Source organism: Agrococcus beijingensis (assembly GCF_030758955.1).
GTDB lineage: Bacteria > Actinomycetota > Actinomycetes > Actinomycetales > Microbacteriaceae > Agrococcus > Agrococcus beijingensis.
This window is the reverse complement of sequence record NZ_CP132360.1, coordinates 1806884-1824498: the sequence shown is the minus strand read 5'-3', so window position 1 is coordinate 1824498 and position 17615 is coordinate 1806884. Positions and strand designations below refer to the sequence as shown.

The 17615-nt window shown below is 73.7% G+C and carries 16 protein-coding genes; 7 read left to right on the top strand and 9 right to left on the bottom strand.

Annotated features, from left to right (window positions below; genetic code table 11):
• Positions 1-56 precede the first annotated feature (56 nt).
• On the top strand, positions 57-1934 hold the full coding sequence (locus Q9250_RS08760; protein ID WP_306231483.1) for a phosphoenolpyruvate carboxykinase (GTP): 1878 nt from the start codon (positions 57-59) through the stop codon (positions 1932-1934).
• Between the two features lie 631 nt (positions 1935-2565).
• Here Q9250_RS08760 and Q9250_RS08755 read toward each other — a convergent pair.
• Positions 2566-3303, bottom strand: coding sequence for a hypothetical protein (locus tag Q9250_RS08755; protein ID WP_306231482.1), 738 nt, complete (start codon positions 3301-3303; stop codon positions 2566-2568).
• Positions 3304-3784: 481 nt separating this feature from the next.
• On the opposite strand from Q9250_RS08755, the gene Q9250_RS08750 reads away from it, so the two are divergent.
• The 5 genes from Q9250_RS08750 (at position 3785) to Q9250_RS08730 (ending at position 8838) form a co-directional block, all read left to right on the top strand.
• Positions 3785-4441 (top strand): FMN-binding negative transcriptional regulator, encoded by a 657-nt coding sequence (locus tag Q9250_RS08750; RefSeq protein WP_306231481.1) that lies wholly within the window; start codon positions 3785-3787, stop codon positions 4439-4441.
• 50 nt (positions 4442-4491) lie between these two features.
• The gene (locus Q9250_RS08745; RefSeq protein WP_306231480.1) at positions 4492-5013 is read left to right on the top strand and encodes a sigma-70 family RNA polymerase sigma factor; all 522 of its coding nucleotides are present in this window, start codon (positions 4492-4494) and stop codon (positions 5011-5013) included.
• Entirely contained in the window at positions 5010-5744 is a 735-nt protein-coding gene (locus Q9250_RS08740) for a hypothetical protein (protein WP_306231479.1), read from the top strand. The genes Q9250_RS08745 and Q9250_RS08740 overlap by 4 nt, the downstream gene beginning before the upstream one ends.
• A gap of 101 nt (positions 5745-5845) precedes the next feature.
• On the top strand, positions 5846-7918 hold the full coding sequence (locus Q9250_RS08735; RefSeq protein ID WP_306231478.1) for a TPM domain-containing protein: 2073 nt from the start codon (positions 5846-5848) through the stop codon (positions 7916-7918).
• 122 nt (positions 7919-8040) lie between these two features.
• Positions 8041-8838 (top strand): PspA/IM30 family protein, encoded by a 798-nt coding sequence (locus tag Q9250_RS08730; RefSeq protein ID WP_306231477.1) that lies wholly within the window; start codon positions 8041-8043, stop codon positions 8836-8838.
• Between the two features lie 682 nt (positions 8839-9520).
• On the opposite strand, the gene Q9250_RS08725 is transcribed toward Q9250_RS08730, so the two are convergent.
• Positions 9521-10771: a glycosyltransferase gene (locus Q9250_RS08725; RefSeq protein ID WP_306231476.1), complete on the bottom strand. Its 1251-nt coding sequence runs from the start codon at positions 10769-10771 to the stop codon at positions 9521-9523.
• Positions 10772-10805: 34 nt separating this feature from the next.
• Here Q9250_RS08725 and Q9250_RS08720 point away from each other — a divergent pair, with 34 nt between their 5' ends.
• Positions 10806-11285 (top strand): hypothetical protein, encoded by a 480-nt coding sequence (locus tag Q9250_RS08720; RefSeq protein ID WP_306231475.1) that lies wholly within the window; start codon positions 10806-10808, stop codon positions 11283-11285.
• Between the two features lie 154 nt (positions 11286-11439).
• Here the strand turns inward: Q9250_RS08720 and Q9250_RS08715 are convergent, their stop codons facing one another.
• The 7 genes from Q9250_RS08715 to Q9250_RS08685 all read right to left on the bottom strand — a co-directional run bounded on the left by Q9250_RS08715 (position 11440) and on the right by Q9250_RS08685 (position 17583).
• Complete coding sequence (locus Q9250_RS08715) at positions 11440-12882, bottom strand: amidase (protein WP_306231474.1); 1443 nt, start codon at positions 12880-12882, stop codon at positions 11440-11442.
• The gene (locus Q9250_RS08710; RefSeq protein WP_306231473.1) at positions 12879-13280 is read right to left on the bottom strand and encodes a hypothetical protein; all 402 of its coding nucleotides are present in this window, start codon (positions 13278-13280) and stop codon (positions 12879-12881) included. Before Q9250_RS08710 ends, Q9250_RS08715 begins: the two co-directional genes overlap by 4 nt.
• Before the next feature lie 136 nt (positions 13281-13416).
• On the bottom strand, positions 13417-13806 hold the full coding sequence (locus Q9250_RS08705; protein WP_306231472.1) for a hypothetical protein: 390 nt from the start codon (positions 13804-13806) through the stop codon (positions 13417-13419).
• Between the two features lie 264 nt (positions 13807-14070).
• The gene (locus tag Q9250_RS08700) at positions 14071-14658 is read right to left on the bottom strand and encodes a GNAT family N-acetyltransferase (RefSeq protein ID WP_306231471.1); all 588 of its coding nucleotides are present in this window, start codon (positions 14656-14658) and stop codon (positions 14071-14073) included.
• 2 nt (positions 14659-14660) lie between these two features.
• Positions 14661-15467 carry a uracil-DNA glycosylase gene (locus Q9250_RS08695; RefSeq protein ID WP_306231470.1) on the bottom strand — a complete coding sequence of 269 codons (807 nt, stop codon included), beginning with the start codon at positions 15465-15467 and terminating at the stop codon, positions 14661-14663.
• On the bottom strand, positions 15464-16174 hold the full coding sequence (locus Q9250_RS08690) for a Type 1 glutamine amidotransferase-like domain-containing protein (protein ID WP_306231469.1): 711 nt from the start codon (positions 16172-16174) through the stop codon (positions 15464-15466). Before Q9250_RS08690 ends, Q9250_RS08695 begins: the two co-directional genes overlap by 4 nt.
• Before the next feature lie 101 nt (positions 16175-16275).
• On the bottom strand, positions 16276-17583 hold the full coding sequence (locus tag Q9250_RS08685; protein WP_306231468.1) for an aminotransferase class III-fold pyridoxal phosphate-dependent enzyme: 1308 nt from the start codon (positions 17581-17583) through the stop codon (positions 16276-16278).
• Positions 17584-17615 lie beyond the last annotated feature (32 nt).

Below are 17615 nucleotides of genomic sequence, written 5' to 3'. Positions count from 1 at the left end.
GGATCCTTCCGGTGATTTCCGCATCCGCCCCTCTTTGTGCGGCGCAGACTCGATGCATGACGATCCTCCCTCCCGCGCCGTCCCGTTCCGCAAGCAAGTCGGTGAAGCCCGCGACGGTCAACGCGCCCGCGGGCGCCGACCCCGGCGTCGTGTCGTGGGTGGCGAGCATCGCCGAGCTGCTCGAGCCGAAGTCGATCGTCTGGGCCGACGGTACGAAGGAGGAGCTGCAGCGCCTCATCGACACCATGCTCGAGGCCGGCACCATCGTGCCCGTGCCCGCGCGGCCCGGCAGCTACCTCGCCCGCTCGAACCCCGACGACGTCGCTCGCATGGAGGACCGCACCTTCATCTGCGCCGAGGACGCCGACGACGCCGGCCCCACGAACAACTGGCGCGACCCCGCCTCGATGCGGCAGGTGCTCGGCGGCCTCTTCGACGGCGCGATGCGCGGCCGCACGATGTACGTCATCCCCTTCTCGATGGGCCCCATCGGCGGCCCCATCTCGAAGCTCGGCATCGAGATCACCGACTCCCCCTACGTCGTCGCGTCGATGCACTACATGACGCGCGTCGGCACCGAGGCGCTCGCCGCCATGCACGGCACCAACGACTGGGTGCCCGCCGTGCACTCGGTCGGCGCGCCGCTCGCCGAGGGCCAGGCCGACGTCGCGTGGCCCTGCAACCCGACCCGCTACATCTCGCACTTCCCCGAGACGCGCGAGATCTGGTCGTTCGGCTCCGCCTACGGCGGCAACGCGCTGCTGGCCAAGAAGTGCTTCGCGCTGCGCATCGCGTCGGTGCAGGCGCGCGACGAGGGCTGGCTCGCCGAGCACATGCTGCTGCTGCGCATGAAGCACGCCGACGGCCGCCAGATGCACCTGGCCGGCGCCTTCCCCTCGGCCTGCGGCAAGACGAACCTCGCGATGCTGCAGCCGACCATCCCCGGCTGGACCGTCGAGACCATCGGCGACGACATCGTCTGGATGCGCCCCGGCCCCGACGGCCGCCTCTGGGCGATCAACCCCGAGAACGGCTTCTTCGGCGTCGCCCCGGGCACCTCCGAGAAGACCAACGCCACCGCGATGGCGATGCTGGACCACGACACGATCTTCACGAACGTGGCGCTCACCGCCGACGGCGACGTGTGGTGGGAAGGGATGACGAAGGAGGCCCCCGAGGGCCTCACCGACTGGCAGGGCCGCCCCTACGACCCCGCCAACGGGCCGGCCGCGCACCCCAACGCGCGCTTCACGGTGCGCGCCGAGCAGGCCCCGTCGATCGCTCCCGACTGGGATGCGCCGCAGGGCGTGCCGATCGACGCGATCATCTTCGGCGGCCGCCGCCCCACGCAGGTGCCGCTGGTGATGCAGGCGCGCGACTGGGAGCACGGCGTCTACGTCGGCGCCACCGTCTCGAGCCAGCAGACCGCCGCGGCCGAGGGCCCGGTGGGCGAGATCCGCCGCGACCCGTTCGCGATGCTGCCCTTCTGCGGCTACAACATGGGCGACTACTTCAACCACTGGATCGACATGGGGCACCGCCTCGGCCGCCACGCGCCGAAGATCTTCTCGGTCAACTGGTTCCGCCGCGACGACGAGGGCGGCTTCCTGTGGCCCGGCTTCGGCGAGAACGCGCGCGTGCTCGAGTGGATCGCCGGCCGCGTCTCGGGCGACACGACGGGCGTCGACACCGCCATCGGCGTCATGCCGGCCGAGGGCGCGCTGAACCTCGAGGGCCTCGAGATCGACGATGCCGTGATGGACGAGCTCTTCGCCATCGACCCGAAGGCGTGGCTCACCGAGCTCGTCGACGTCGAGGCGTTCTTCGGCCAGTTCGGCCGAGCCCTGCCGACCGGCCTCGTGCGCCAGCTGAACCACGTGCGGTGGCGCCTCGAGCACGTGCAGCAGGCGCAGCAGCAGCCCGTCGCGGTCTGACGCTCGGCTGCAGTTGGAGGGCGCGATCCCGCGGGGTCGCGCCCTCCGGCGTTCGCGGCGCTCCGCTCCTTCGGTGCGCGGCGCTGGGCTGTGCCGAGCGGCGCACTTGTGACGCACCGACCGGAGCGTGCGAGGTCGGCCGTGCCAACGCATCCGCCCCGTTCGATGTGTGTCCGTTGTGGGGGTCGACGCGGCCCATCGAGCGCCGAAACGGACACACATCGGCGGGCGGCGCACATGCGCGACCCCGGTCGGCGGTGCTCACGCATCCGCCCCGTTCGATGTGTGTCCGTTCTGGGGCTCGCCGCGGCCCTTCGAGCGCCGAATCGGACACACATCGGCGGGCGGCGCACATGCGCGTCCCCGGTCGGCGGTGCTCACGCATCCGCCCCGTTCGATGTGTGTCCGTTCTGGGGCTCGACGCGGCCCTTCGAGCGCCCCAACGGACAAACAACGGCGGGGGGCGCCCATGCGCGTCCCCGGTCGGCGGTGCTCACGCATCCGCCCCGTTCGTTGTGGTGCCGTTCTGGGGCGCGCCGCGGCCCTTCGAGCGCCGAATCGGACACACATCGGCGGGCGGCGCGCACCGAGGCGCACCCTCATCGGGGCACGGCGATGACAGGCGGATGCGTCACGCGCGTCGTGCGATCGTCCGCTGCAGGCGGGCGAGGAAGCGGGCGCCGCGACGCGCCATGTCGCCCTTCGTGACCGGCACCGTGAGCCAGCCGGCGGCCTCGAACAGCGCGTAGCGGTCGATGTCGCCGTCGCGGCGCACGGTGTCGAGGTGCTGCTTGCCCTCGTACTCGATGCCGATCCTCCACGCGGGGTAGCCGAGGTCGGGGTGGAGCTCGAGACCGTCGATGGCCACGAGCGGATGCACCTCGGGCTCGGGCAGCCCGGCTGCGACGATGAGCAGCCGCGTGATCGTCTCGAAGCGGGAGTCGACGCCGGCGCGCCCGTCGTCGACCGCGGCGGCCAGCGCACGGGCGCCGACCAGCCCACCGCAGAGCGCAGCGAAGGCGCGCGCCTGCTCGAGCGTCATGTGCGGCCGCGTCGGCAGCGCGAGGTCGGGGTAGCGCAGCGAGTCGGTGAGCAGCGCGTCGACGACCTGCACGAGCGCCTCGTGGTCGAGCTCGCGGGCGAGCGTGAGCGCCGTCACCGCCGGTGGCAGCAGCTGCAGTCCGTGATGCTGCGCGGGGCGCCAGAGCCCTTGATGCACCGCGATCGCCCGGGTGCCGACTGCGCGCCCGCGCGAGGTGCCGTTCACGCGCGCGATCACGAGCGGCTCCTCGGCCTCCCAGGGATGCCTGATCGGAAGGCCCCACAGCCGCGCGGCAGTGATGCCGCCGTAGGCCTGGTGCGGCGGCATCTTCAACGCGTAGGCGGCCGCCTGCTCCTGCAGATTCGAGATCGACGACGCGCGAAGCGCGTGGAACGGCCTGAGCAGATCGCCGCCGCGGAGCCGATCGCGCGTGACTCCCGCTGCCAGGGCGTCGGGAACGCGGAACGGTCGGCCGTCGAAGGGCTCGGGCAGAGGAGCGGCTGTACGCACGGCCGCACCTTGCCCGCCCCTCGCCTGCGTGCGAGCGCTCCTCACCGCCGCGTGTGCAGAACCGCGCTGCGCATCCACCACGTGTGTGTCCGAAATGGCGCTCATGGCGCTCCGATGGGCGCCACTTCGGACACACATCGCGAGCGCGAGCGCGAGGGCGTGGCAGCGCGACGCCGCCCACCGCGGATGTGTGTCCGAAATGGCGCTCAAGGCGCTCCGATGAACGCCATTTCGGACACACATCGCGAAGACGAGCGCGCGGAGCGCGCGCGGCGCGCACTTGCGCCACGATGGGGGCATGCAGCCCAACCCGCAGTACCGCATCGGCGAGCCCGAGGTCCGCGAGCTGCTCGCGCGCGCGCCGTGGATGCTGCTGGTGTCGCACCCCGCATCCGGCCCCGTCGCCTCGCCCTCCCCCGTGCTCCTCGACGACGCGCACGACGGCGACGGCCTCGTGCTCGTCACCCACCTCGGCCGCTCCGACGCCCGCCTGCACGGGCTGCTCGAGGCAGGCGCACATCGGATGCTCGTGGTCGCCCAGGGCGAGCACGGCTACATCTCCCCGAGCTGGTACGTGGGCAGCGACGCCGGCCAGATCCCGACCTGGAACTTCGAGATGGCCACCATGCAGTGCGACGTCGAGGTGCTCGACGCGCAGGCCAACCTCGAGACGCTGCGCAAGCTCGTCGCCCACTTCGAGGGCGAGTACGCGCCGCAGCAGGGCGTCGCGCTCGACATCGACGACGAGGGCAATCGCGGCATGTCCATGGGCACCGTGGGGCTCAGGCTCACGGTCACCTCGTTCGACGCCAAGTCGAAGATGAGCCAGAACAAGTCGGCGGCGACGCGGGAATCCGTGATCGGCCACCTCGACGCATCCCACCCCCGGCTCGCCGAGCGCATGCGCGAGGCCAACGACCCTCGACCCGCCGACGCGCCGACGCGCGAGGCCTGACCCCAACGCCGCGCTGCGTCCGTTCGTCGTAGAGGGTAGGAGGAGTGCGCGTGGCAGCCAGGTGGGAGCTGGTCGTGGCCGAGCTCGTCGCCCAGCGGGGCGAGGCGCTCGTGCGGTACGCGATGCTCCTCACCGGTGATGAGGAGGAGGCTCGCGACATGGTGCAGGACGCCCTGGCCGCCACGTTCGGCCGCCTGCGCAACGGCTTCGAGGTCGAGCAGGCCGAGGCCTACGTGCGCAAGGCGATCGCGAACCGGTTCCTCGATCGCGCTCGCCGCGGGCAGCGATGGCGCCGCATCGCGCCGCTGGTGGTCGAGCGCGAGCGCGTCGACTCGGGCTCCACCCTCACCGGCGAGAAGCTCGACATGGCGGCCCGGCTGCAGCGGCTGACGCCGCGGGAGCGGGCGTGCATCGTGCTGCGCTTCGACGAGGACCGCACCGTCGACCAGATCGCCGCCGAGCTCGGCATCTCGGCGGGCGCCGTGAAGCGCTACCTGTCGGATGCGCTCGGCAAGCTGCGCGGGATGCTCGAGCGCGAGGCCGAGCGGCAGCAGCGGAGGGAGCAGCAGTGAGCGACGAGCGGATGCGCGACCCGATGCCGGCTGACGACGAGCTGCGGCGCCGGCTGCAGGAGCTGCCGGGGCCCGGAGGCCCGAGCGCGCGCCTCGACGTGGCTGCCGCGGTCGAGGGCGCCAGGCGTCGGCGTCGGCCCAAGGTCGCCGCGGTGACCGCCGCCGCCACGGGCGCAGGGGTGCTGATCCTCGCGCCGTTCGTGGTGCCGGGGCTCACGCCGCTCTCGCCGACGAGCTCGACCGTCATGGGCGAGGCCGAGCAGGACGCCGGCGCCGCGCCCGAGGCGGCGCAGCCGACCGACAGCGGCACCGACGCCACCGAGGGCGGCACCGAGGCCGGCGCCACCTTCGCCGACCAGCCGTGCGGGCTCACGCGGGCGGGCGACATCGGGATGACGCTGCGGTTCGTCGCAGACCCGGCGGATGCGTCCCTCGCGCTCCCGGGGTCGGTCGAGGCCGAGGGTGCCGGGGTCGCGGCGACGGTCGTCACGTTCGTCGACGTCGCAGCGCTCGAGGTGACCGGCTCGACCGCGTCGGCCGTCGCCGGCAGCACCGAGCAGGACGCGCGGCTGGCGGCCGGCGATCGCGGCGTGCTCGAGGTGACCACCGGCGTGCTCGCGGCCGACGCGTGCGGGCCGGGCAACCCATCCGCCCCTTCGCCCGTGGCGATCGTGCTGCTCGACGGCGCGGGGCCGGTCACGGTGGTCGGCGAGCCCTGGGATGTTCGCTGACAGCGACCGCTGCGGGGGTCTTCCCCCAGGCTGAAGGCAAGGTGCGCTGGTTAGACTCGCGCCAAGTCGGCTCCTCGAATCGCCGACGCCAGGGAGCGCAGATGCAGGTCCGGTTCGTTCGCCCGTTCGCCGTGGTCGCCCTCGGGGCGGCGGCGTCGCTCGGACTCTCCGCCGGCGCGCTCGCGACCGAGGATCCCGTCAACGTCGGCGGGGATCCCTTCGTCGACACCACCGGCGACTTCGCGAGCGACGACGCGGAGGTGACGGCGCACCTCGAGGAGGAGAACGCATCCTCGCCCGCCGACGTCTACGTCGTGGTCGTCGACTCCTACGACGGCATCGCGCGCGGCGACTGGTCGGTCGAGGCGGCGGAGACCTCGGGCCTCGGCCAGGACGATCTGCTCATCACGATCGCGATGGACGACGGGCAGTGGGGCTACGCCTACCCGCAGGGCTACCCGCTCTCTGAGGCGGAGGTCAACCAGATCGCGCAGTCGAACCTGCAGCCGGCGCTCGACAACGGCGACATCGCCGGCGCCGCGATGGGCTTCGGCACGGCGGTCGCCCAGTTCGACCCCGCGAGCGACGGCGGTACGGACGTGAACGTCGACGGCTCGGCCGTCCTGCCGGTCGTGCTGCTCGTCGGCGGCGCCGCGGTCGTCGGCGGCGGCGCGTGGCTCGTCTCTCGCGGCATGCGCTCGCGGCGCAAGAAGCAGGGCGAGATCGCCGCGAAGCAGCAGCAGCAGCTCAGCCTCGACGAGCTCAAGCAGCGCGCCGACATCGCCCTCGTGCAGCTCGACGACACCGTGCAGCAGAGCGAGCAGGAGCTCGCCTTCGCGGGCGCGCAGTTCGGCGACCAGGCCGTCGCGCCCTATCGGGAGGCGCTCGAGAAGGCCAAGGGCGGGCTGCGCGAGGCGTTCGGACTGCAGCAGCAGCTCGACGACGCGTTCCCCGACACCGACCAGGAGCGGCACGACTGGTCGAGCCGCATCCTGCAGATCGCCGAGGGCGCGGGCACCGAGCTCGCCGGCCACGCCTCGTCGTTCGAGCAGCTGCGCGACCTCGAGCAGAACGCGCCGCAGGTGCTCGAGTCGGTCGCCCAGTCGCGGCAGACGCTCGACGGCCGCATCGCGAACGCGCGGCAGATCCTCGACCGGCTCGACGACCACCACAGCGGCGCCTCGATCGAGCCGGTGCGCGAGAACATCGCCGGCGCCGAGCGCCAGCTGCCCAACATCGACCAGTCGATCGCGGCCGGCCGCGAGGCGGTCGCGAAGGGCGACGGCGCCGCCGCCGCGCTCGCCGTGCACGCCGCTGAGGCGGCGCTCGCCCAGGCGTCGGGCCTGCTCGCCGCGGTGGAGCGCGCCGAGCACGACCTCGGCACCTCGGCGCAGCAGCTGGTCGGGCTCGTGCAGGACTCCATCGGCGACATCGCGGCGGCGAAGACGCTGCGCTCGACGGCGACCACCGACCTCGCGCCGCTCATCGCGCACGTCGAGCAGCAGGTCGCGGTCGCGCAGCAGCGGCCCACCGACACGCTCACCGTGCTCGCCAACCTGCAGCGCGCCAACCAGCGGCTCGACGACGCCACCGGCCAGGTGCGCGAGCACGGCGCGCAGCTGCAGCGCGAGCAGTCGGGCCTGCAGCACTGGATCGCCTCGGCCCGTGCCAACATCGACCGCGCCGAGGACTTCATCAGCACGCGCCGCATCGGCGTCGGCCCGCGCGCCCGCCAGCTGCTCGCCACCGCGCAGCAGGAGCTCGCGCAGGCGCTGCGGCTCGCCCAGCAGGAGCCCGGCACCGCCGCGCAGTATGCGCAGGCGGCCTCGCAGCACGCCGAGCAGGCGATGCAGGATGCCTCCGGCGACGTCGGCGGCTGGGGCGGCCGCGCGCAGAACCCCTACTACCGCGGCGGCGGCGGCGGCGGGCGGGGACAGGACATGCTCACCGGCGGCCTGCTCGGCTACATCCTCGGCGACATGCTGAACGGCTCCGGCGGTCACGCCGGCGGCAGCGGGTTCGACGGCTTCGCGGGAGGGGGCGGGGGCGGGGGCGGCGGCCTCGGCGACCTCTTCTCCGGCGGCGGCGGCTCGTTCGGCGGAGGCGGCGGCGGCGGCTTCTTCGGCGGCGGCTTCGGCGACTTCGGCGGTGGCGGCGGTGGCTTCGGCGACTGACCGAGACCGACCCGTGCCGCGCCCGACCTCGACGAACCGACGCGACGCGACCTGACCCATCCACAGACCACAACTGACAGCTCGACCACAGTCCGCTCCGGCGGCAACCGGGAAGGAACACCATGTCCAAGCAGTCCATCCTCGGCCGCATCGCGCAGCTCGCGAAGGCCAACATCAACGCGCTCCTCGACCAGGCCGAGGACCCGCAGAAGATGCTCGACCAGATGGTTCGCGACTACACGAACTCGATCGCCGAGGCCGAGGCGGCCATCGCCCAGACCATCGGCAACCTGCGCCTGCAGGAGCAGGACTACCAGGAGGACGTGCGCGCCGCCGAGGACTGGGGCCGCAAGGCGCTCGCCGCCTCGCAGCGCGCCGACGAGATGCGCGGCCAGCACCCGGCCGACGCCGCGAAGTTCGACAACCTCGCGAAGGTCGCCATCGGCAAGCAGATGCAGTCGGAGTCGGAGGCCCGCTCGGCCGAGCCGTCGATCCAGTCGCAGAACGAGGTCGTCGACAAGCTGAAGACCGGCCTCGAGACGATGAAGGGCAAGCTCGACCAGCTGAAGTCGAAGCGCTCCGAGCTCATCGCGCGCGCCAAGGTCGCCGAGGCGCAGACGCAGGTGCACGACGCGGTGAAGTCGATCGACATCCTCGACCCCACCAGCGAGATCGGCCGCTTCGAGGAGAAGATCCGCCGCGAGGAGGCGAAGGTCATGGGCCAGCAGGAGCTCGCCGCCTCGTCGCTCGACGCGCAGTTCGAGGCCCTCGAGGACGTCGGCCGCGAGACCGAGATCGAGGCTCGCCTCGCCGCGCTGAAGCACGGCGGCTCGGGCTCGCGCGGCCAGCTGGGCGCCGGCACCGGCGGCGCCGCCGAGGCCAGCGACGGCAGCATCGAGGCGGAGGTCGTCGACCGCTGATCGCGGGGTGACGGCGGAGGGGTCGGGCTCGCGCCCGGCCCCTTCCGTCGTGCGGGGCGGATGCGGTGGGTCGCGGAATGCGGTGGGTCGCGGGATGCGCTCGCTCGCCGGATGCGGTCGGTCGCGAAACGCGGATTGGTCGCGAGAAGCGGAGGATCGGTCCGTGTTTCGGTGGCGGGTGGCGAATCGATCCGCGTCTCGCGACGTGGTGGCGCGGCCCAGCGTCGCGGCGCCGCTCGGTGGCGGGATGGGGGCGGTCGCGAAACGCGGATGAGTCGTGAGAAGCGGGCGACCGGTCCGCGCTTCGGCGGCGGATCGCGAATCGATCCGCGGTTCGCGACGTCGGCAGCGCGGCCCAGCGTCGCGGCTCGGCGCCCGAACCCGCATCGATCCGGATCTTGCGACGTCGGCAGCGCGGCGGAGCGCCGCGGCGCCGCTCGGTCGCGGGCGGCTGGTGGTCGCGAAACGCGGATGAGTCGCGAGAAGCGGAGGATCGGTCCGCGTTTTGGCGGCGGATCGCGAATCGATCCGCGTCTCGCGACGCCGGCAGCGCGACCGAAGGTCGCGGCGCGACGCCAGCAGGCCGCGCGGGCAGGCGCCTCAAGCGGCGCGAACCGCGGCGGAGGGCGCCGGCGCCGCGTCTCGCGATACCGGCCGATCGCGGGGCTCGGGAGCGGCCGCGCTACACCTGGCGGGCGCGCACCGTCGAGCGGTAGACCGCCTCGAGCTCGTGCGCGACGTCCTGCCAGTCGCGGCGGCTCGCCGCGCGGCGGCCGGCGAGTCCGAACTCCACCTGCAGGTCGTCGTCCTCGAGGATCGTGCTCACCGCATCCGCCCAGTCCATCGGGTCGCGGCCGTCGATCAGCACGCCGGTCTCGCCATCGATGACCGACTCGACCAGGCCGCCGACGCGCGCGGCGACGACCGGCGTGCCGCTCGCCGCGGCCTCGAGCGGCACGAGCCCGAACGACTCCGTGCGGCTCGGGACCACCACGACGTCGGCGGCGTCGAACAGCTGCGCGAGCGCTGGCCGGTCGAGGGTGCCGATGTGGCGCACGCGGCCCTCGACGCCGATCTCGCGGGCGATGTCGTGCAGCGACTCGAGGTAGCGCTCTGCGCCGGGCGTGACGTCGCCGGCGATGACGAGCACGGTGCCGGGCAGGTGCTGCAGCATGCGCACGGCGAGATCCTGCCCCTTGAGCGGCTGCACCCGGCCGACGCAGACGACCAGGCCGTCCTCGGGGCGCACGCCGAGGCGAGTGCGCACCTCGTGGCGGCTCGCGACCGGGCCTGGCTGGAAGACGGTCGTGTCGACGGCCGGGGGCACCAGCCAGACGCGCTCGGCGGCGGCGCCGACGTCGTCGCACAGCATGTCGATCTCGGCGCGCGAGACGGCGGCGATCGCGTCGACCTCGTTCGCGAGGAACCGCTCGGTGAGGATGCGCCGCTCGGGCTCGGGGCGGTCGCCGTCGCCGAGGCGCCGGTTCTTCTCCTGGCCGAGCGTGTGGAACGTCTGCACGATCGGCACGCCCAGCGCCAGCGAGACCGGCAGCGCAGCCAGGCCAGAGAGCCAGTAGTGCGCGTGCAGCACGTCGTAGGGGTGCTCCGCGGCGAGCGCCGCCCGCTGCAGCTGGTCGCCGAAGGCGTCGGCGAGGTTGGGCAGCTCGTGCTTGCGCACGATGCCGCCGCCCGTCTCGAGCGCGTAGACGGTGACGCCCGGCGCGAGCGACTGCGCGTGCGCGGCGCCGGGGGAGCGGGTGAAGATGTCGACCCGGTTGCCGCGGCCCGCGAGCGCCAGCGCGCTCTCGAGCACCAGCACGTTCATGCCGCCGGCATCGCCCTTGCCGGGGCGGTCGGCCGGCGAGGTGTGCATCGAGACCATCGCGACGCGCAGGGGCGCTTCGGCGGGCTCACCGACCGGCTCCTGGGGCATGAGCCCAGCGTATCCGCGCGCTATCGTCGGCGGCATGCCGGATTCCCGACCGACCGCCCTCGCCGCCCTCGGCAGCGCCGTCGGCGCGCTCGGACGCTCCGTCTCGGGCCCCGCGTTCCGGGCGCTCACCGCTCCCCCGGTGGCCGGGGCGGGGCACCGATTCGCCACTCGCGCGGCTCGCTTGTGGGGGCGGCTGCTGGGCGGCGAGGAGCGGCAGGTGGGCGAGCTGACCGTCATCTCGGCCCTGCCGAGCTGGGCGTACGGCCGCGGCGGCACGACGATCGGCGCGACGTTCCTCACCACCAGCGCGACCAGCCCCGCGATCCTCGAGCACGAGGACGTGCACCGGCGGCAATGGGCCCGCTACGGCCTCTGGTTCATCGCCATGTACCTCGCCGCCGGCCAGGACGGGCTCACGAACAAGTACGAGATCGAGGCCGACCTCGTGAAGGGCGGCTACCTGCCGAAGCGCCCCGCGAACCCACCGTCGCCCGCGCCACCGCCGCAGATCTAGGGCCAGTGGTCGCTCTGACGCGGCCGATCCAGCCACTGGCCCTGCATCTGTCGCGGGCGTGGGCAGAGGTCGCGGGCGCGCGCAGAGGTCGCGGGCGCGGGTCGCGGGCTCGGGCGGCAGAGGCGCAGCGCGGGCGGGGCCGAAGAGCGCGAGCTCAGTCGCGGATGCGGGCGAGGGCGCGCTGCTTCCAGGGGATGCGGCGCTCGAGCTGGCGGCCGATCGCGAGCAGCGTCGCCTCCTCCCCCGGCCGGCCGATCAGCTGCACGCCCATCGGCAACGCGTCGCCGTCGTCGGTCGCAGCCTGGTGCACCGGCAGCGCGATCGCCGGCAGCCCCGTCACGTTGACGAACGACGTGTGCGGCGTGTGCAGCACCTGCCGGTCGAAGTCGGCCTCGCCGTCGTCGATCGGGTACCAGTCGAGCGGGCGCGGCGTGAGCGCCGTCGCGGGCGTCAGCACCGCATCCCACGGCGCGAACGCCGCGAGCACCCGCCGCTCGAAGGCCGACGCCCACAGCTGCGCTTTCGCCAGCCCGCCGGCGCCCAGCTCGTCGCTCGTGTCGATGATCCAGCGGGCCAGCGGCTCGAGGCGCCCGCGCTCCGCACGAGGCACGCCGATGGCTGCCGCACCTCCGCGCCAGAGCGCCGTGAACGCATCCGCGTACCCCGTCGCATCGGGCAGCGCGACCTCGCCGAGCTCGTGCCCGAACGCCTCGAGCGCGGCGAGGGCGACCTCGACGGCGGCGTTCGCCTCGGGGGCGATGCGGATGTCGTGGGTCGCGTCCCAGGGCGTGCCCGTCATGACGGCGATGCGGTAGCGCCCCTCGCCGCGCACGGCCGCCGCCAGCAGCGAGCCGTCGTCGTGCTCGGGCGGCCGGAGCGTCAGCTCGTGCGGGGTGTCGCCGTTGACGCGGCCGATGAGCGCGTCGGTGAGCAGCGCGACATCCATCACGGAGCGGCCGATGGCGCCCGCCGTGACCAGCCCGCCGACGGTGCCGACGCCGCCGTGCGCGGGCACGCGGCCGCGGGTGGGCTTGAGCCCGACGAGCCCGCAGGTGGCGGCGGGGATGCGGATCGAGCCGCCGCCGTCGGAGCCGGGCGCGAACGGCAGCAGCCCCTGCGCGACCGCGGCGGCGGCGCCGCCCGACGAGCCGCCGGCGTGCAGGTCGGGGCGGCCGGGCAGCGTCGTCGAGCCGTGGAGGGCGGAGCGGGTGTAGCCGGCGAAGCCGAACTCGGGCGCGGCGGTGCGGCCGAGCACGACGCCGCCGCCGGTGTCGAGCACCCGCGCCATCGGATCGGTGACGTCGGCGACCGCGCCCTCGAGCCAGCGGCTGCCCATGGCGGCGGGCTGGCCAGCGCGGCGGGTGAGCATCTTGTCGGCGAACGGCAGGCCGTGGATGATGCCCGTGCGGTCGTCGGCCTCGTCGGCGGCCCGCGCCTGCCGCAGCGCCAGCTCGCGGTCGACGTGCACGAAGGCGTTCGCCTCGTCGAGCCGCTCGATGCGCTCGAGGAAGTGCTCGGCCACCTCGACCGCGCTGAGCTCGCGCGCGTGCAGCAGCCGCCAGAGGTCGAGCGCTCCCAGCTCGTGGATCGCCGTCAACCGAAGTACCGGTTGGCGCGTCGCTGCAGGCGCTTGCGCTCGGCGCGCTCGAGCATCTGCTCGCGGCTCGCGTAGTTCGTCAGCTCGCGGAACGGGTCGCGGCCGACGAACTGCGGCGGCTCCTGCAGGATCGCGGCGATCGCCTTCTCGAGCTCCCAGTACTCGCCGATGCGGGTGCCCTGGCCGGGGTTCATGTGCCGCATGCGCGCCTCGAACCGCACTTCGTCCTTCACCTCGATCTGCGTGATGAAGCCGCGGGTCGCGCCCGCGACGGTCACCATCCAGAAGCCGGGGCCGAGGTCGGTGACGGTGGCGTGCGCGTCGCTCGCGGCGGCAGCGGCGGCGGCGCTCGCATCGGCGTGCTGCTTGGATGCCCGCCAGGCCTCGAAATCGGTCACGCCTCCATCGTGGCACCGACCGCCGACGAGCGCATCGCGGCGGCCGCATCGGGACGGTGCCGAGCGGCGCGTCGTCGGGCGCGACGAGCGCATCGCGGCGGCCCGGCTGCGCGTCGCGCGGTGCCTGCGACCAGCCTCAGCGCCGCACGCGCAGCAGCCCGACGAACGTGGCCACCGCTGCCGTGAACGCCCCCAGCAGGAAGCCGATCACCGCCATCTCGATCGTCAGCTGGGTGATCGCGAACAGCACGGCGGTCACGGCGGCGACGACGACCACGACGAGCCCCAGGGCGCGCCAGAACCTCGTGCGATGCACGACGGCCCGACGGGCGATCGAGACCCCGATGGCGGCGAGCACGCCGGGCACGAGCCCGTAGCCGGCGCCGGCCGCGAGCCCCTGCGGATCGGAGAACGCGGCGAGGGCGACGGCGGCGCCGGTGACGACGCCGATGGCGATCGCGAGCATCGACACCCATGGCGTGGCCATCGCGAAGGAGGAGTGAGCGCGGTGCTCGACTGCGGTCATGGCGGTGCCTTCCTGCAGCGGCGCAGACCGCTGCCCGGTGCCTTTCCTGCAGCAGCGCAGATCGCTGCTGGGTGCCTTCCTGCAGCAGCGCAGACCGCTGCTGGTGCCAGCATGCATGCTCCGGCGCGGGTTTTCGGCCACTGTTACAGAACTGTGGCGCAGGGGAAGCCGAGGATTCCCCCGCCGACCGCCGCCACCGACTCCGCCGCCGCCTCCGACTCCGCCACCGCCACCGCCGCGACCACCAGCCTGCGGCGCCGCCCCCTACCGCTTCTTGCGCAGCGACTTCTGCAGCAGCACGATCCCCAGGTCGCGGCCGAACTTGTGGCCGACCCGACCCATCCGCCCGATCTCCTCGAAGCCGAGCTTCTCGTGCAGGGCGACCGACGCATCCGCCCCCTGATCGGCGATGACGGCGATCATCTCGCGCACCCCCCGCGCGCGCGTGGTCTCGATGAGCGCCTCCATGAGCGCGCGCCCGAGCCCGCGACCGCCCGCCGCGGGCGCCAGGTAGACCGACGACTCGACCGTGTAGCGGTAGGCGGCCCGCTGCTTCCACGGCTGCACGAGCGCGTAGCCGAGCACCGTGCCGGTGGCGCTCTCGGCCACCAGGAACGCGAGGTTCAGCTCGGCGGCCTCGCGCAGCGTGCGCCGCCACTGCGGCAGCGACTTCGGCTTCTCGTCGAAGGTGACCGTCGAGTTCAGCACGTAGTGGCGGTAGATGTCGCGCACGACGGGCAGGTCGCGCGCCTCGGCGGGCCGGATCGTGAACGCGAAGTCGGGCTCGCGGTGCTCGGGCTCGCGCAGGTGCCGCGGCAGCCGGCGGCGGCGCTCGTACTCCTCGGGCAGCATGCTCAGTCCAGTCGGTCGAAGAGGGAGACGGTGTCGGATGCGCTCGCTCGCGCCGAGCGCCCCGGTGCGGCCCGGCGGGCGGTGGCGTCGAGCACCGCCCGGTCGGCGTCGTCGCTGCGGATGCGCCAGTCGACGGGCGCCGCACCCTGGGCCTCGAGCGCCGCATTGGCGCGCGAGAACGGCCGGGAGCCGAAGAACCCCCGGCTGGCCGACAGCGGCGACGGGTGGGCGGAGGCGATGATCGGCACCCCCTCGAGCAGCGGTGCGAGCGCCTGCGCCTGGGCGCCCCAGAGGATCGCGACGAGCGGCACCGGGCCGCCGTCGGCGCCCCGCCGCGCGACGAGCGCACGGATCGCCGCCTCGCTCACCTGCTCCCAGCCCCAGCCGCGGTGCGAGGCGGGCGCGCCCGCGCCCACCGTCAGCACCCGGTTGAGCAGCAGCACGCCCTGCGCGCTCCACGCCGAGAGGTCGCCGTGCGGCGCGGGCTCGAGCCCCAGGTCGTCGCGCAGCTCGCGGTAGATGTTCTGCAGCGAGCGCGGCAGCGGCCGCACGTGCCGCTCGACCGCGAACGACAGCCCGATCGGATGCCCGGGCGTCGGGTAGGGGTCCTGCCCGACGATCAGCACCCGCACGTCGGCGAGCGGCTGCGCGAACGCCCGCAGCACGAGCTCGGGCGCGGGCAGGAAGGGCCGCCCCGCCGCGGTCTCGGCACCCAGCCGCTCGCCCAGCTCGCGCACGACGTGCGCGACGGGCGCAAGCGCATCCGCCCACCCCGCATCGACGAGCTCGGTGAGCGGCCGGTCGATCATGCCGCGAGCACGCCGATCGAGACCCGGTCGCCGTCGCGGTCGGCCGTCCAGACGCTGCCGTCGCCGGCCACCTGCAGGCCGCCGACGCCGACGATGAGCGAGGTGTTCTCGTCGATCGCGACCACCCGGTCGGAGAGGCCCGCGTGCACGATCGCGACGGCGCGCGAGAGGTTGCCGTGCTGGGCGCAGTGCACGTCGACGACCAGGTCGACCAGCCCCAGGCCCGCGTCGAGCGTGACCTCGTCGAGGCCCTCGCCGTTCTTCTCGGGCGCCACCGCGACGCCGCCGATGCGCCAGCCGCCCAGCAGTGCCACGTCGCCGGCGATCATCGCGCCGGCCGAGAAGCCCGCGTAGGGCACGCCGGTCGAGACCAGCCCGCGGATCGTGTCGGCCGCCGGCATGATCGCCGCGTGGTAGCCGGGCGTGAGCCCGCCGCCGACGAAGATGCCGTCGGCGCCGCCGAGGTCGGTCGGCAGCAGCGTGCGCTCGGCGGTCAGCTGCACGACGTTCACGGTGCCGGCGCCGAGCTTCGTCAGGTCGTCGCGGTAGTCGTCGTGCCACGTCGCGCCCTCGTCGGCGTCCTCGGCCCACAGCACGACCGCGATCGTCGGCGGCCCGCCCGCGCGCTCCCGCGCCTCGTCGACGAAGCGGCCCGTCCAGCGCGACTCGTCGTCGGCCCAGCCGCCGCCCAGCAGGTGAATGCTCATGCGGGCCAGTCTGGCAGGCCCGGCGCCGTGCATCTCAACGTGCGAGGTGTGCGTTCGGCGCACACGGTGCGCCGAACCGCCACCTCGCACGTTGAGATCGGTCAGGCGTAGGCGGTGAACGCCTCGTCGAGGATCTCGAGGCCGCGGCGCGCGTCGTCGTCGCCCATCACGAGCGGCGGCGTCACGTGGATGCGGTTGTCGGCCGTGAACGGCACGTAGCCGCGCTCGAGCAGCAGGCCCTTCAGCTTGCCGACGACGGATGCGTCCACGGGCGTCCTCGAGGCGCGGTCGGTGACGAGGTCGAGGGCCCAGAAGCAGCCGCGCCCGCGCACCTCGCCGATGATCTCGTGCTTCTCGGCGAGGTCCCTGAGGCCCGGGCCGAGGATGTCGCGGCCGAGCCGGGCGGCGTTCTCGACGATGCCCTCGTCGGTCATCGCGTCGATCGCGGCGACGATCGATGCGGCGGCGAGCGGGTGGCCGGCGTAGGTGAGCCCGCCCGGGATGGCGCGCTCCGTGAAGGTGGCGAGGATCGGCTCCGAGATGATCACGCCGCCGACCGGCACGTAGCCGGAGTTGACGCCCTTCGCGAAGGTGACGAGGTCGGGCCGCACCCCGTCGTGCTGGTGCGCGAACCAGTGGCCGGTGCGGCCGAAGCCGGCCATCACCTCGTCGAGTATCAGCACGATGCCGTGCTCGTCGGCGAGCTCGCGCAGCCCCTGCAGGTAGCCAGGCGGCGGCACCAGGATGCCGGCGGTGCCCGGGAGCCCCTCGACCATGATCGCGGCGATCGTCGACGGCCCCTCCGACTCGACCATGCGGCGGGCGTGCTGCAGCGCCCGCTCGGCCTCCTGCTCGGGGCTCGTCGACCAGAACTCCGAGCGGTACGGGAAGGGGCCGAAGAAGTGCACGTGGCCGGTCGCGAACTCGTTGCCGATGCGGCGCTGGTCGCCGGTCGCGTTCACGGCCGCGCCGGTGTTGCCGTGGTACGAGCGGTAGTGCGTGAGCACCTTGGCCCGCCCCGTGTGCACGCGAGCCATCCTGATCGCGTTCTCGACCGCATCCGCCCCGCCGTTCGTGAAGAAGACGGCCGCCATCCCGTCGATCTTCGACAGGATGCGCTCGGCCGCCTCGCCGCGGCGCAGGTTGGTGGTCGCGGGCGCGACGGTGGCCAGCTCGGCGGCCTGCGCCTGGATCGCGGCGACGACCTTCGGGTGCGAATGGCCGATGTTGGTGTTGACGAGCTGGCTCGAGAAGTCGAGGTACTCGCGGCCGTCGTGATCCCACAGGCGCACGCCCGAGGCTCGCGCCACCGTGAACGGGTTGGTCGTGCCGTGCTTCGACCAGGAGTGCAGGATGAGCTTGTCGAGCTCTCGCGCGCGGTCGCCGTCTGCGGGGTTCAGTTCGCTCATCGTGCACTCCTGGTCGTGGGGGTCTCCCCGAG